Here is a 15160-nt window from a genome sequence, read left to right on the forward strand (position 1 = left end):
GCAGACCCCAATATTCACTTCCAGTACCCCGGAAACATGCTAAGGCGGCGTTTCAAGCCAACATCAAGATAGCGCTCGCCCTGTCCAATCCTGTAGCCAAGCAGTTTCGCCGCGCTGCGCAGCAGCACTTCCGGCACGCGCCAGAGTGCGCCCGCAGCCAGCACAGCCTGCAGCTCGGCCTTGACGTAGCGAAGGCCCTCGCCGCTGGCCGCGCCGAACGCCTCGCCAATCCAGCGTTCACGCCCGTAGAACACGCCGATATCGAAATAGCGGCGAAACTCTTCGAGCAGACGGTAATCATGCGAGTGATGCACCTCGGCGTCCGCCGCATAGCGCACCGCATAACCGGCCAGCAGCATGCGCGCCGCCACGTAGGCGTCCTCGCTGCCGATCACGTCCTCGGGAAAACCGCCGACCGCCTCCAGCGCATCACGTCGGTAGGCCGAGAAGGAGTCGGAACTGAAGCAGGTCTTGATGCCCAGTTCGCCTGCATCGGCAAGGCGCTTGGTCCGGCTGACCGGCGGATAATTGAAACGACGCGCCTGCGCGCCCAGCAAACCGGCGTCCGCATGGGGCAACTGACGGCCATAGGCAACGCCGATATCCGGTTCGCCATGCAGGGCGCCGACAATGCGGGCAAAGGTGTCCGGCGTTGCCGGAATGGCATCCTGGGTCAGGTAGATCAGCACATCCGCTGCAACCTGCTGGCTGGCCCAGCGCCGCGTACCGCCATGGTTGAACTGGCCCGGTTCGATCACTTCGACCCGCGCACCGGCGTCGCGCAGACGCGCCACGCTGTCGTCGCGCGAACTGCTGTCGACCACCAGGAATTCGTCGGGCTGCAAGGTCTGACGGGCGAGCGCAGGCAGCAGGCGCTCGAGGTGAGCACCGGCATTGCGCGTGGGAATGATCAGGGCAACGGACATCAGTTGAACGTCTCGGCCACCGGCACACGGCCATAGATATCGGTGAAGCGCACGATGTCATCTTCGCCGAGGTACTCGCCGCTCTGCACTTCGATCATCACCAGGTCGATCACCCCAGGATTGACCAGGCGGTGACTGTGGCCAGCGGGAATGAAGGTCGACTCATTGGTGTTGAGCAAAAAGTCGCGCTCGCCGTTCATCACCCGGGCCATACCGCTGACCACTACCCAGTGCTCGCTGCGATGGTGATGCATCTGCAGCGACAGGGATTCGCCGGGCCGGACCATGATGCGCTTGATCTTGAAGCGCGCACCCTCCTCCAGCACGGTGTAGGTGCCCCACGGGCGAGTCACCGTACGGTGCAGGCGATAGGCCTCGTGGCCACGCTTCTTCAACTCCTGGGCGATGAACTTGACGTCCTGGGTGCTGCGCGCGTCGGCGATCAACAGAGCATCCGGCGTGTCCACCACCACCAGATCACGCACACCCACGGCGCCCACCAGCCGCTTGGGCGAATCGATGTAACAGTTCTGTACGTTGTGCAGCACCGCCTCACCTATGATCTGGTTGCCATTGGCATCCGTCGGCGTCAGCTCGCGCAGCGCCTGCCACGAGCCGATGTCGCTCCAGCCCAGGTCGCAAGGCACGACAGCCACCTTCGAGGAACGCTCCATGAGGGCATAGTCGATGGAGATATCCGTTACCTCGGCGAAACTGGCCGCATCCAGCTCACACTGCTTGCCCTGCTTGCCTTCGACGGCTCCACTCAGCGCCAGGCATCTCTCCACGCCCTCGACGACCTGCGGCGCATGTTCGCGAAGTTCGCGCAGCAGCACGTCGGCGCGGAAACAGAACATGCCGGCGTTCCACAGATGTTCGCCGCCCTCCAGGTAAGTCTGCGCGGTCTGCAGGTCGGGCTTCTCGACGAAACTGGCTACGCGATACCCACCGGCCTCCAGCGCTTCACCCTGCTGGATATAGCCATAACCGGTCTCCGCATGGCCGGGGCGGATGCCGAAAGTGACCAGCCAGCCCGCCTCGGCCAGAGCACGCGCCCGCGCCACCGCGGCAACGAAAGCCGCCTGATCACGGATCAGGTGATCGGCCGGCAGCACCAGCAGCTGCGCATCCTCGCCGTAGTGACGCACGGCGTGCAGCGCTGCCGCGGCAATCGCCGGTGCCGTGTTGCGCCCCATCGGTTCGAGAAGAAAATCCAGCCCCAGGCGCCCACGATTCAGCGGCCGGTAGTCGTCCAGGGTACGAAACAGCAGCTCCCGATTGATCACGGTCAGTAGCCTGATCACATCATCGAGACCCGCTACACGCTCGAAGGTCTTCTGCAGCAGGCTGAAGCCGTCGCTCAGCCGCATGAAGGGCTTGGGCATGGCCTCGCGCGATACCGGCCACAGACGGGTGCCGGCACCACCGGCAACGATGCAGGGAATCAGCGTGCTCATCAGTAGGCCTCGCGGGTGAAGATGACCGCAGGCAAGGTGCGGAAGAGGATGTACAGGTCGAACCAGACCGACCAGTTCTCGATGTACTGCAGGTCGTACTCGACACGTTTCTCGATCTTTTCCAGCGTGTCGGTTTCGCCGCGATAGCCATTGATCTGCGCCCAACCGGTGATACCGGGCTTCACACGATGCCGCGCGGTGTACTCCTTGACCGCCTCCTCGAAGAGGATTCCGGCCGCCTTGGTCGCCGTGGCATGGGGGCGCGGCCCGACCATGGACATGCTGCCGAGCAGCACGTTGAACAGTTGCGGCAGCTCGTCGAGGCTGGTCTTGCGAATGAAGCGGCCGACCCGGGTGATGCGATCATCGCCACGGGTGGTCTGCCGCTCGGCGTTGGCATCGGCACGGTCGCAGTACATCGAGCGGAACTTGAACACCTCGATCAGGCGATTGTTGTAGCCGTAGCGCTTCTGCCGGAACAGGACCGGGCCGGGTGAATCGAGCTTGATGGCCAATGCCACCAGCAGCATCACCGGCAATGCCGGTATCAGCGCCAGGCTCGCCAGCACCAGATCCTCGAGGCGCTTGATCAGAGGCGACCAGCCATCCAGCGGACGCTCCGACACATTGAACATGGGCAGCCCGCCCACCTCGGTGATGCGGTTGCGTGCATGGCGAAAGGCAAGCATGTCCGGTACCAGCAAAACGTTGACTGGCAGCTTGCGCAGCTCGCGCACGATCTGGCCGATGCGGTTCTCGGCCGACCAGGGCAGCGCCACCAGCACCTGAGTGACCCGCTCGCGACGGATCAGACTCTCCAGATCCCGGCTGTCACCCAGCAGCGGCAAGCCTGCCAAGTTGTCTGGCATTCGGCCGATGCGATCATCGATGAAACCGATCAAGCCGGAGCGGATATCGCAATGACGGGACATGTGCTCGGCCAAACGCACACCGTTTTCGGTGCCGCCGAGAATGACGGCGCTCTGCAGGAACTGCCCAGCACCTATCCATCGCCTGAATAACGACAGGATCAGCAGACGCTCCACCCCGAACGCCAACAAACTGACGCAAAACCAGAGCGCAAGCAGATGGGTTTCCATGAAACCGAAGATTTCCAGCGCCTGATGCATGAACAACAACAGGCAGAACGCCGCCGACCAGGCGAAGAACATGACACGAAAACGCAGCAGATTGCTGAAGATGTCCTCCGAATAGACATCCAGAGCCTGAAACATGAGCACCGTCAGCACCGCGAAAAATAGCAACACGGCGCTGTAGCTCTGCGTCAGACCGCGCTCTTCCGACAACCACAGCAGAAGCAACAAGCCCGGCAGCGCGGCGGTAAAGCCGTGCACAACGCGCATTGCCGCCAGGAAGTACTGAACAAAGCCAGGACGTGCCAGCAATGAGCTACCTTGCAAAAGCTGACGCATATCTGTTTACCCCCGCCAATTCTTCTGAGCAGGCTCCGCCTAGTGGCGACAGAAAAAAGGCAGTAGAAATAATTTCTTACGCGGCGCGACAGAATGTCGTCGCTTTGTTATGGTGCGACTTAACCACTTTTATGGTGGCATTTCAACATCTATCCGATATTAGGATGCAGTTAAAAATTGGCGTCACATATACGTCGCAAGCGCGCGAAATAGGTGGCGTCAGGGCAAATGCCTGGCAGGTGGATGGCAGGAAAGGCATGGCAGCTTTCCTCCCCTATTTTTACGTGACTGCCTTATCATCCGCCGCCGACGACCAGCGTTCATGTTCCATAGGAAAAGGGCATCATCCATGCGCATCCTGATCACCGGCGGTGCCGGCTTCATCGGTTCGGCTCTGATCCGTCATCTGATCCGTCACACCGAGCATGAAGTGCTCAACCTCGACAAACTGACCTATGCCGGCAACCTGGAATCGCTCGCCGAAGTAGCGGGCAACCACCGTTACCGCTTCGTCCATGCCGATATCGCCGACAGCGCGTTGGTGGCACGGACACTGGCCGAGTTTCAGCCCGACGCCATCATGCACCTGGCCGCCGAATCCCACGTCGACCGCTCCATCGATGGCCCAGCCGCCTTTATCCAGACCAACATCGTCGGCACCTACGCCCTGCTGGAAAGCACACGCGCCTACTGGCAGCAGCTGGACGCCGAACGCAAGGCGGCCTTCCGCTTCCACCATATCTCCACCGACGAGGTCTACGGCGACCTGCACGGGGTAGATGACCTCTTCACCGAAACCACTCCCTACGCGCCCAGCTCGCCCTATTCGGCGAGCAAGGCGGCGTCCGACCATCTGGTGCGAGCCTGGCAGCGTACGTACGGCCTGCCGGTGCTGATCACCAACTGCTCGAACAATTACGGTCCGTACCATTTCCCCGAGAAGCTGATCCCGCTGATGATCCTCAACGCCCTGGCGGGCAAGCCGCTGCCGGTGTATGGCAACGGCCAGCAGGTACGCGACTGGCTCTATGTCGAGGATCACGCGCGGGCGCTGCTCAAGGTGGTCTGCGAAGGCAAGGTGGGCGAGACCTACAATATCGGCGGGCACAACGAGCAGAAGAATCTCGATGTGGTACGCGCCATCTGCGCACTGCTGGAGGAACTGGCGCCGCACAAGCCGTCCGGCGTGGCGCGCTATGAAGACCTGATCACCTATGTGCAGGATCGCCCGGGCCATGACCTGCGCTATGCCATCGACGCCGGCAAGATCGAACGCGAGCTGGGCTGGGTACCACAGGAAACCTTCGACAGCGGGCTGCGCAAGACGGTGCAGTGGTACCTGGACAACCTCGACTGGTGCCGCCGCGTGCAGGATGGCAGTTATCAGGGCGAGCGGCTCGGCGCACTCTAGAGCTCAAGACGTAGGGCGGGTGCAACCCGCCAGCCAGGCAGCGGCGGGTTGCACCCGCCCTACGCATCGACTAAACAGGCTCCAAGGAGCAGGAACAATGAAAGGCATCATCCTTGCCGGCGGCTCCGGCACCCGGCTGCACCCCATCACCCTCGGCGTGTCCAAGCAATTGCTGCCGATCTACGACAAGCCGATGATCTATTACCCGCTATCGGTGCTGATGCTGGCCGGCATTCGCGAGATCCTGATCATCTCCACACCGCAGGACCTGCCCAACTTCCAGAAGATGCTCGGCAATGGCAGCCAGTTCGGCATCGAACTGCAGTATGCCGAGCAACCTTCTCCCGATGGCCTGGCTCAGGCCTTCCTGATCGGCGAGTCGTTCATCGGCGACGACTCGGTATGCCTGATCCTCGGCGACAACATCTTCCACGGCCAGCACTTCACCGAGAAGCTGCTGCGCGCTGCCAGCCAGCCGAGCGGCGCCACGGTATTCGGTTACTGGGTGAGCGATCCCGAGCGCTTCGGCGTGGTGGAGTTCGACGCCGCCGGCAACGCCTTGTCGATCGAGGAGAAGCCGGCCAATCCCAAATCCAGCTTTGCCGTGACCGGCCTGTACTTCTACGACAACGACGTGGTGCAGATCGCCAAGGCTGTGAAACCGTCCGCCCGCGGCGAACTGGAAATCACCGACGTCAACAATGCCTACCTGGCGCGTGGCGACCTGCGCGTGGAGCGCTTCGGCCGCGGCTTCGCCTGGCTCGACACCGGCACTCACGACAGCCTGCTCGAGGCCTCGCACTACGTGCAGACGGTGGAAAAGCGCCAGGGCCTGAAGGTCGCCTGCCTGGAGGAAATCGCCTACCAGCAGGGCTGGATCGATCGCGAAAAGCTGCTGTCGTGCGCCAAGGCGCTGGGCAAGACCGGCTATGGTCAGTACCTGTACAAACTGGCGGAGGAGTCGTTGTGAAAGTCATCGCAACCGCACTACCGGAAGTGCTGATTCTCGAACCCCAGGTATTCGGCGATGAACGCGGCTTCTTCTACGAAAGCTTCAACGCGCGGCGCTTTGCCGAGGCCACCGGGGTGAGCCGCGAATTCGTTCAGGACAACCACTCGCGCTCGGCGCGCGGCGTACTGCGCGGCCTGCACTATCAGCTGCAGCAGGCCCAGGGCAAGCTGGTGCGGGTCAGTGCCGGCGAGGTCTACGACGTGGCGGTGGATGTACGCCGCAGCTCGCCGAACTTCGGCAAATGGGTCGGCGTGCATCTGTCGGCCGAGAACAAGCGCCAGCTGTGGGTGCCGGAAGGTTTCGCCCATGGTTTCCTGGTGCTCAGCGAGTATGCCGAGTTCCTCTACAAGACCACCGACTACTACGCCCCCGCCCATGAGCGCTGCATCCGCTGGGACGATGCGAGCCTGGCCATCGACTGGCCGCTGCACGGGCTGACACCGCAACTGTCGGCCAAGGACCAGCAGGGCCTGAGCCTGCAGGACGCCGAGACATTCGCATGAAGATCCTTATCAGCGGCCATACCGGCCAGGTCGCCCGCGAACTGCAACTGGCCCTGCACCAGCACGAACTGATCAGTCTCGGCAGGCAGGCATTCGACCTGTCCCGCCCGGACAGCCTGCGCGAAATCATCCTGCGCGAGCGGCCGGCGCTAGTGATCAATGCCGCCGCGTACACCGCCGTCGATCAGGCCGAACAGGAGCGCGAACTCGCCTTCGCCATCAATGCCGAAGCGCCGGGCGCCATGGCCGATGCCTGCTTCGAGCTGGACATCCCGCTGATCCACTACTCCACCGACTACGTCTTCGACGGCAGCAAGGCCACCCCCTACCGTGAGGCCGATACGCCACACCCCTTGAGCATCTACGGTGCCAGCAAGGCGGCCGGCGAACAGGCGCTGCGCATCAGCGGCTGCGACCACCTGATCCTGCGCACCAGTTGGGTCTACTCGCAGCACGGGCGCAACTTCCTGCTGACCATGCAGCGCCTGCTGCAGGAGCGCGAAGAGCTCAGCGTGGTCAACGACCAGATCGGCGCGCCGACCTGGGCCGGCAGCATCGCCAGCGCCACCGCCGAGCTGATCGACAAGTGGCAGCAGGGGCGCCATCACTGGGGCACCTACCACCTGACCTGTCAGGGCGAGACCAGTTGGTTCGGCTTCGCCAGCGCCATCGCCGAGCGCCTGCGTGCAGCCGGCAAACCCTGCGCCAGGCTACGCCCCATTCCCAGCAGCGAGTACCCGACACCGGCGCAGCGCCCACTCAATTCGCGCCTGGATGGCGAGCGCCTGGAGCAAGACTGGCAGGTTCGCATGCCGGACTGGCGCACAGCACTGGATGCCTGCCTGCAACGCATGAACTGAAGGCCCTGCGTTTCATCCGCGCGGCCAGTGCGCATCACCGGCCACGCGCTTAACGTGCATAATGCGCCGATCATTTCTGCACGGTTTGCCATGAGCACGAACACTGCCACTCCCCGTCGCCTGCGCTGGCGCAGCCTCGTGCTGTTGGCGCTGCTGCTTGCGCCACTGCTATGGCCCGTTCACTTCCTGGCCGAGCGCTACTACCGCGAAGTGCTGATCGAACAGAACCGGCAAACCCTCGATCTGTATGTGGCCAACCTGCTCGGCACGCTGCGCCGCTACGAAGTACTGCCGCAGATTCTTGGCGATCTGCCGGGCCTGCGCGCGGCCCTGCATGCGCCTGAAGATCCGACCGCGCTGGACAACGCCAACCGACTGCTGGCCCGCGTGAAGAGCCAGACCGGCGCCGACGTGATCTACCTGATGAACCCGCGCGGCGTCACCCTGGCTGCCTCCAACTGGGACAAGCCCGACAGCTTCGTCGCCGGCAATTTCGCCTTTCGCCCGTATTTTCGTGAAGCATTGGCCGGGCGCCTGGGGCGCTTCTTCGGCCTGGGTACAACGTCCGGCAAGCGCGGTTACTACTTCGCCTATCCGGTGCGCGAGGACGACCACAATATCGGCGCACTGGTGGTCAAGGTCGACCTCGATCACACCGAAACCCTATGGGGCAACACCCCGGAGCAACTGCTGGTCACCGACACCAATGGCGTCGTCATTCTCACTTCACGCCCGGACTGGCGCTTCCACGCCAGCCGTCCGCTGGACCGGGTCGAGCAATCGGCCATCGCCGCCAACCAGCCCTACCCGACCCAGGCGCCGCCCCTGCTCGATATCGATCCCAACGCCTGGCTGACACAAAGCCGCTCCCTGGAAGAAACCGGCTGGACGGTGAGCATTCTCGCCCCACGCATCCTCCTCGACCGCCCCGTGCGCAGCGCCGTGGCCGTCGGGGCAGCCGCCCTGCTGGCACTGCTGTTGCTGCTCGGCCTGCTGATCCTCCGTCGCCGTCATTACTTGGAACGCATTGCCCTCGACGCACGCGCCAAAGCCGAACTGGAGCAACGCGTGACTGAACGCACGCAGGACCTGGAACTGCTCAACAGCCGCCTCAAGCAGGAAGTGCTCGAGCGTGAACAGGCTCAGCAGGAGCTGGTGCGCGCTCAGGACGAGCTGGTCCAGGCCGGTAAACTGTCGGCGCTCGGCACCATGAGTGCCAGCATCAGCCACGAACTCAACCAGCCGCTGGGGGCGATCCGCAGTTATGCGGAGAACGCCAGTACCCTGCTCGATCACCAGCGCAGCGACGATGCCCGCGCCAACCTCAAGCTGATCAGCGAGCTGACCGAGCGCATGGCCTCGATCATCACCCATTTGCGCGCCTTTGCCCGCCGCGACCGCCACGCGCCGGAGCGGGTTGCCCTGCAGCCAGCGCTGGACGATGCCCTGGCGCTGTTGGCCAAGCGCCGCCGGGCCATGGACGTGGAACTGATTCGCGATCTGCCGGACGCCACCCTCTGGGTCCAAGCTGGCGAGACGCGGTTGCGTCAGGTGCTGGGCAATCTGCTCGGCAATGCGCTCGATGCGTTGATCGATAAAGCACCGCCACGGCGCATCTGGATCAGCATCGAGCATCAAGCCGAGCACCTTCACCTGCTGCTGCGTGACAATGGCCCCGGCTTCTCCGCCGAATCGCTCGCCCGTGCGCGCGAACCCTTCTTCACCACCAAGACCAGCGCCCAGGGCCTGGGGCTAGGGCTGGCCATCTGCGACAGCCTGGTTCGCGCGCTGGACGGCGAACTGCTGCTGGCCAATCATCCATCCGGTGGTGCGCTGATCACCCTGCGCCTGCGCCTGGCCACCCCCGGCGTCAACCTGCAACCCTCAGAGGACCCTTCGCCATGACCAGCGACAGCGCCATCGACAGCCACATTCAGGTACTGCTGATCGACGACGACGCCCATCTGCGCCAGGCACTCAGCCAGACGCTCGACCTGGCCGGGCTCAAGGTCCTCAGCCTGGGCAATGCGCAGGGTCTGGCCGCGCGCATTCCCGCTGGCTGGCCAGGCGTGGTGGTCAGCGATATCCGCATGCCCGGCATCGATGGCCTGCAACTGCTGCAGCAATTGCGCGAGCGTGATGCCGAGCTACCCGTGCTGCTGATCACTGGCCATGGTGACGTGCCGCTGGCCGTACAGGCGATGCGCGCCGGCGCCTACGACTTTCTGGAAAAACCCTTCGCCAATGATGATCTGCTCGACAGCGTACGCCGCGCGCTGGAACTGCGCCGCCTGGTGCTGGACAACCGCAGCCTGCGTACGGCGCTCAACGACCGCCAGCAACTGTCCAGCCGCCTGGTTGGCCAGTCACCGGCCATGCAACGCCTGCGCGAACAGATCGGTGCGCTTGCCAGCATCGCCACCGATGTACTGATTCTCGGCGAGACCGGCGCCGGTAAAGAGGTGGTCGCACGCGCCCTGCACGATCTGTCCAACCGCCGCGAAGGGCCCTTCGTCGCCATCAACGCCGGCGCACTGGCCGAGTCGGTGGTGGAAAGCGAGCTGTTCGGCCACGAGGCCGGCGCCTTTACCGGCGCGCAGAAACGGCGCATCGGCAAGTTCGAGTTCGCCAACGGCGGCACCCTGTTCCTCGACGAGATCGAGAGCATGAGCATGGATGTGCAGGTCAAGCTGCTGCGCCTGCTGCAGGAACGCGTGGTCGAGCGCCTCGGTGGTAATCAGCTGATCCCACTGGATATCCGCGTGATCGCCGCGACCAAGGAAGACCTGCGCCAGGCCGCCGATGCCGGGCGCTTCCGCGCCGACCTTTACTACCGCCTCAACGTTGCGCCGCTGTCCATCCCGCCGCTGCGCGAGCGCGGCGAGGACGCCCTGCTGCTGTTCCAGCATTTCGCCGAAGGGGCGGCCGCCCGCCACGCCCTGGCGCCACGTGAACTGCAACCGGGGCAGCGTGCGCTGCTGCTGCGTCATCCCTGGCCAGGCAACGTACGTGAGCTGCAGAACGCCGCCGAGCGCTTCGCGCTGGGCCTGGAGCTGGCGCTCGACAGTAATGCGCCGAACCTGCCACCCGTCAATGGCGGCCTCAGCGAACAGGTCGAAGCCTTCGAGCGCGCCCTCATCGCCGCCGAGCTGAGCCGCCCGCACGGCTCGCTACGCAGCCTGGCCGAAGCCCTGGGCGTGCCGCGCAAGACCCTGCACGACAAACTGCGTAAGCATGGGCTGAATTTCTCCGGCGCTGGCGGAAGCTCGCCAGAGGACTTCGACTGACTGGCGGCAAACCGCCAAATCCGAACGTAACGATAGGCCGGGGAGCGCTTCGAAAGGCCCGCGCCGCGATTGGCCAGAAGCCATCAAGACCTCTGGCCAAGGGCTTTTGCGCACTTGTCATGCGCATGCCACAGAGGTCTGGCACAAGGGTTGCTCTAGATTTGCCCCAAGCGAACCCACAAGTACAAGTCCAGGCCTCGCTAATGCCTTCGGCGTTTTTCTCCAAGCCGCCTAGACTTGCTCTTGTCCGTTCGTCAGCTGCGCCCCGGCGCAAATGCGATAAACACAACAAGAGGAAGCATCCGCATGTTCAAACTGACTGCCAAGGCGCTGGCTTGCGCCCTGTCCCTGTCCATCGCTGGCGTGGTTCACGCTGCCGACCCGATCGTCATCAAGTTCTCCCACGTGGTTGCCGAGCACACCCCGAAAGGTCAGGGTGCCGTGCTGTTCAAGCAACTGGCTGAAGAGCGTCTGGGCGACAAGGTCAAGGTCGAGGTCTACCCGAACTCCTCGCTGTTCGGTGACGGCAAGGAAATGGAAGCGCTGCTGCTCGGCGACGTCCAGATCATCGCCCCGTCCCTGGCCAAGTTCGAGCATTACACCAAGCAGCTGCAGGTATTCGACCTGCCGTTCCTGTTCGACGACATGGCTGCAGTCGATCGCTTCCAGAAAGGTCCGGAAGGCCAGAAACTGCTGACCTCCATGACCGACAAGGGCATCACCGGTCTGGCCTACTGGCACAACGGTCTGAAGCAGCTGTCGGCCAACAAGGCGCTGCTGGAGCCGAAAGACGCCCGTGGCCTGAAGTTCCGCGTACAGGCTTCCGCCGTACTGGAAGAGCAGTTCAAGGCCGTGCGCGCCAACCCGCGCAAGATGAGCTTCGCCGAGGTATATCAGGGCCTGCAGACTGGTGTAGTCAACGGTGCCGAGAACCCCTACTCGAACATCTACAGCCAGAAGATGCACGAAGTTCAGAAGTACATCACCGAGTCCAACCATGGTCTGCTGGACTACATGCTGATCACCAACACCAAGTTCTGGGAAGGTCTGCCGGCTGACGTACGCGACGAGCTGAACAAGATCATCGCCGAGGTCACCGTCGAGGTGAACAAGCAGGCTGACGCCCTCAACGAAGGCGACAAGCAGCGCATCGTCGAAGCAGGCACCACCGAGATCCTGACCCTGACTCCTGAGCAGCGCGGCCAATGGCGCGATGCCATGCAGCCGGTATGGAAGAAGTTCGAAGGCGAGATCGGCGCTGACCTGATCAAGGCCGCGCAAGCTGCCAACCAGTAATAAGGCCGGAGAGCCGTAGGGTGGGCAGAGCGTCGATGCTCTGACCCACCACGACGCCCGCGACGGGCGTCGATCAACGCTGTAACCGGTGGGCCGGCTACCGTCCCACCCTACGCCCTTTCCATTCGGGAGAACCGACCATGAACGCCTTGCGGCGCGTCTGGGAGCACTTCGAGGAAGGCTTCATTGCTTTCCTCCTGGCGGCCATGACGCTGATCACTTTCGTCTACGTGATCCTCAACAACTTCTACACCCTGTTCTATTGGCTGGGTGATGCCTTCGGCGGCAACGAGTTTCTGCTCGCTATCGGCGACTCCATTCTCGACATGGCCCAGGCGATGACCTGGAGCAATGCCCTGACCAAGGCCCTGTTCGGCTGGCTGATCTTCTTCGGCCTGGCCTACGGCGTGCGTACTGCCGGCCACATCGGTGTCGATGCCCTGGTCAAACTCGCCCCGCGCGGCGTGCAGCGCGTGATCGGTGTGATCGCCTGCTCGGCCTGCCTGGGCTATGCCGGCCTGATCGCGGTCGGCAGCTTCGACTGGGTACGCACCCTGTTCATCGCCGGTATTGGTGCCGAAGACCTCGGCCACTACGGCGTGCAGCAATGGCATATCGGCATGATCGTGCCGTTCGGCTACGCCATGGTGTTCATCCGCTTCCTGGAAATCCTCGTCCGTATCCTGCGCAACGAGCAGACCGGCCTCGGCCTGGCTGACGAAGCCGCCGATGCGCTGAAAATCAATGAGCACGAGGAGCCCAAGCAATGACCGTTCTGTTCCTCTTCCTGCTGCTGTTCTTGCTGATGTTCATCGGCGTACCGATCGCCGCGTCGCTCGGCCTGGCCGGTTCGATCACCATCATGCTGTTCAGCCCCGACTCGGTGCGCTCGCTGGCGATCAAGCTGTTCGAGACTTCCGAGCACTACACCCTGCTGGCCATTCCGTTCTTCCTGCTCTCCGGTGCCTTCATGACCACCGGTGGCGTGGCGCGTCGCCTGATCGACTTCGCCAACGCCTGCGTCGGCCACATTCGTGGCGGCCTGGCCATCGGTGCGGTGCTCGCGTGCATGCTGTTCGCCGCGCTGTCCGGCTCCTCGCCCGCGACCGTAGCCGCAGTGGGCTCCATCGCCATCGCCGGCATGGTGCGCTCCGGTTACCCGCAGGCGTTCGGCGCCGGCATCGTGTGTAACGCCGGTACCCTGGGCATCCTGATTCCGCCGTCGATCGTGATGGTGGTGTACGCCGCCGCCACCGAGCAGTCGGTGGGCAAGCTGTTCATGGCCGGGGTGATCCCGGGCGTGATGCTCGGCCTGGTGCTGATGACCGCGATCTACATCGTCGCGCGCATCAAGAAGCTGCCGGCCCTGCCGCGTGCCAGCTTCCGCGAGTGGCTGCGTGCTGCACGTGAGGCGTTCTGGGGCCTGCTGCTGATGGTGATCATCCTCGGCGGTATCTACACCGGCATGTTCACCCCGACCGAGGCTGCGGCCGTGGCAGCGGTGTACGCCGGCTTCGTCGCCCTGTTCGTGTACAAGGACCTGACCATTCGCGAGTGCCCGAAGGTGCTGCTGGAGTCCGGCAAGCTGACCATCATGCTGATGTTCATCATTGCCAACGCCATGCTCTTCGCCCACGTGCTGACCACCGAGCAGATCCCGCAACAGATCACCGCCTGGGTGGTGGATCTGGGCCTGCAGCCGTGGCAGTTCCTGCTGGTGGTGAACATCGTGCTGCTGGTGGCCGGTGCCTTCATGGAGCCGTCGGCGATCATCCTGATCCTGGCGCCGATCCTCTTCCCGATCGCCATGCAACTGGGCATCGACCCGATCCACCTGGGCATCATCATGGTGGTGAACATGGAGATCGGTCTGATCACGCCACCGGTGGGGCTGAACCTGTTCGTCACCTCGGCGGTGACGGGCATGCCACTGACGGCCGTGATCCGCGCCGCGCTGCCATGGCTGATGCTGCTGATCAGCTTCCTGATGGTGATTACCTACATCCCGGCCGTTTCCATGGCGCTGCCGAACATGCTCGGCATGTAAGGGTTCAACCGAACGATGCTACTTCGGTACCTCGTGTACCCACTCCGCCCGGCCTTAGTGCCGGGCTTTTTTTGCACGAAACAATCTGACGAAAAGTGCTGTAGCCATTTCGCCAACCCAGCACACACATGGCTGCGCAGAATTGCCGGGCCTGGCGTAAAGTCACCGCCACGATCGTCAAGGAAATCGTTACATGCTCAGACGCAGCCTGAAATCCGTCGTTACCACCTGGCTGACTGGTCTACTCGCGCTACTACCGCTGGCGCTGACCCTGGCACTGCTCGCCTGGATATTCAGCCTGCTCAATCGCCTGGTCGGCCCCTCGACCCTCATCGGCCAGGTGTTCGCCGCCCTCGGCCAACCTTTCTCCAGCAACGGCTACATGGCCTATCTGCTGGGCAGTCTGGTGCTGCTGGCCAGCCTCTACCCACTGGGTCTGGCCGTGCAACTGGGCCTGCGTCGTCCGCTGTCCTGGCTGATCGATCGCACCCTGCGGCGCACCCCGCTGATCGGTAATTTCTACAACCTGGCCGATCGCTTCGTTGGCCTGCTGGACAAGAACAAGAACCCGGATATCACCACCATGGCCCCGGTCTGGTGCTTCTTCGGCGGCGACGGCGCAGCGGTGCTAGCCTTGCGCCCGAGTTCCGAAACAGTCGAGCTGGAAGGCCGCGCCTACTGCGCCATCCTCATTCCCACCGCGCCGATTCCAGTCGGTGGCGGCCTGCTCTACGTACCGGAGACATGGATACGCCCGGCCGACATGGGCGTGGATCAACTGACCAGCATCTACGTCTCCATGGGCCTCACGCCACCCGACAAACGCAACGTGGAGCAGACCAAACCCGTGGTGATCAAGCCTTAGCAGGTCGTTGAAAAACTACCTGCGTTGCCATTGCTGCGGCTGTTCTTGCCTTGCACTGGCTGC

14 protein-coding genes are annotated in these 15160 nt (G+C 63.3%); 11 read left to right on the forward strand and 3 right to left on the reverse strand.

All coding sequences use genetic code 11. The features are described 5' to 3' along the window. Positions 1–14: 14 nt before the first annotated feature. Genes JWV26_RS08395 through JWV26_RS08405 form a run of 3 tightly spaced genes read right to left on the reverse strand, consistent with a single transcriptional unit; the run spans position 15 to position 3816 of the window. Positions 15–926: a glycosyltransferase family 2 protein gene (locus JWV26_RS08395; RefSeq protein WP_206418808.1), complete on the reverse strand. Its 912-nt coding sequence runs from the start codon at positions 924–926 to the stop codon at positions 15–17. Next, positions 926–2383 (reverse strand): mannose-1-phosphate guanylyltransferase/mannose-6-phosphate isomerase, encoded by a 1458-nt coding sequence (locus JWV26_RS08400; RefSeq protein ID WP_206418809.1) that lies wholly within the window; start codon positions 2381–2383, stop codon positions 926–928. The genes JWV26_RS08395 and JWV26_RS08400 overlap by 1 nt, the downstream gene beginning before the upstream one ends. Beyond that, positions 2383–3816: an undecaprenyl-phosphate glucose phosphotransferase gene (locus tag JWV26_RS08405; protein WP_206418810.1), complete on the reverse strand. Its 1434-nt coding sequence runs from the start codon at positions 3814–3816 to the stop codon at positions 2383–2385. Before JWV26_RS08405 ends, JWV26_RS08400 begins: the two co-directional genes overlap by 1 nt. On the opposite strand from JWV26_RS08405, the gene JWV26_RS08410 reads away from it, so the two are divergent. The 11 genes from JWV26_RS08410 (at position 3789) to JWV26_RS08460 (ending at position 15097) form a co-directional block, all read left to right on the forward strand. Beyond that, complete coding sequence (locus tag JWV26_RS08410; RefSeq protein ID WP_206418811.1) at positions 3789–4178, forward strand: hypothetical protein; 390 nt, start codon at positions 3789–3791, stop codon at positions 4176–4178. The two genes, JWV26_RS08405 and JWV26_RS08410, sit on opposite strands and share 28 nt — an antisense overlap. After that, on the forward strand, positions 4166–5227 hold the full coding sequence (rfbB, locus tag JWV26_RS08415) for a dTDP-glucose 4,6-dehydratase (protein ID WP_206418812.1): 1062 nt from the start codon (positions 4166–4168) through the stop codon (positions 5225–5227). Before JWV26_RS08410 ends, rfbB begins: the two co-directional genes overlap by 13 nt. Before the next feature lie 97 nt (positions 5228–5324). Further along, a complete protein-coding gene (gene rfbA, locus JWV26_RS08420) occupies positions 5325–6197 on the forward strand; it encodes a glucose-1-phosphate thymidylyltransferase RfbA (protein ID WP_206418813.1) in 873 nt (290 codons plus the stop codon). Further along, on the forward strand, positions 6194–6742 hold the full coding sequence (rfbC, locus tag JWV26_RS08425) for a dTDP-4-dehydrorhamnose 3,5-epimerase (protein WP_206418814.1): 549 nt from the start codon (positions 6194–6196) through the stop codon (positions 6740–6742). The genes rfbA and rfbC overlap by 4 nt, the downstream gene beginning before the upstream one ends. Beyond that, positions 6739–7602: a dTDP-4-dehydrorhamnose reductase gene (gene rfbD / locus JWV26_RS08430; protein WP_074919104.1), complete on the forward strand. Its 864-nt coding sequence runs from the start codon at positions 6739–6741 to the stop codon at positions 7600–7602. Before rfbC ends, rfbD begins: the two co-directional genes overlap by 4 nt. A 90-nt stretch (positions 7603–7692) precedes the next feature. Beyond that, complete coding sequence (locus JWV26_RS08435; protein WP_206418815.1) at positions 7693–9507, forward strand: sensor histidine kinase; 1815 nt, start codon at positions 7693–7695, stop codon at positions 9505–9507. Beyond that, entirely contained in the window at positions 9504–10889 is a 1386-nt protein-coding gene (locus JWV26_RS08440) for a sigma-54-dependent transcriptional regulator (protein ID WP_206418816.1), read from the forward strand. Before JWV26_RS08435 ends, JWV26_RS08440 begins: the two co-directional genes overlap by 4 nt. Before the next feature lie 306 nt (positions 10890–11195). Further along, a complete protein-coding gene (gene dctP, locus JWV26_RS08445) occupies positions 11196–12185 on the forward strand; it encodes a C4-dicarboxylate TRAP substrate-binding protein DctP (protein WP_072424815.1) in 990 nt (329 codons plus the stop codon). 140 nt (positions 12186–12325) lie between these two features. Beyond that, positions 12326–12955, forward strand: coding sequence for a TRAP transporter small permease (locus tag JWV26_RS08450; RefSeq protein WP_206418323.1), 630 nt, complete (start codon positions 12326–12328; stop codon positions 12953–12955). Then, on the forward strand, positions 12952–14232 hold the full coding sequence (gene dctM, locus JWV26_RS08455) for a C4-dicarboxylate TRAP transporter large permease protein DctM (RefSeq protein ID WP_206418817.1): 1281 nt from the start codon (positions 12952–12954) through the stop codon (positions 14230–14232). The genes JWV26_RS08450 and dctM overlap by 4 nt, the downstream gene beginning before the upstream one ends. Positions 14233–14425: 193 nt before the next feature. Further along, positions 14426–15097 (forward strand): DUF502 domain-containing protein, encoded by a 672-nt coding sequence (locus JWV26_RS08460; RefSeq protein ID WP_196460431.1) that lies wholly within the window; start codon positions 14426–14428, stop codon positions 15095–15097. The last annotated feature ends 63 nt before the right edge of the window (positions 15098–15160 follow it).

The organism is Ectopseudomonas toyotomiensis (genome assembly GCF_017167985.1).
GTDB classification, from domain to species: domain Bacteria; phylum Pseudomonadota; class Gammaproteobacteria; order Pseudomonadales; family Pseudomonadaceae; genus Aquipseudomonas; species Aquipseudomonas toyotomiensis.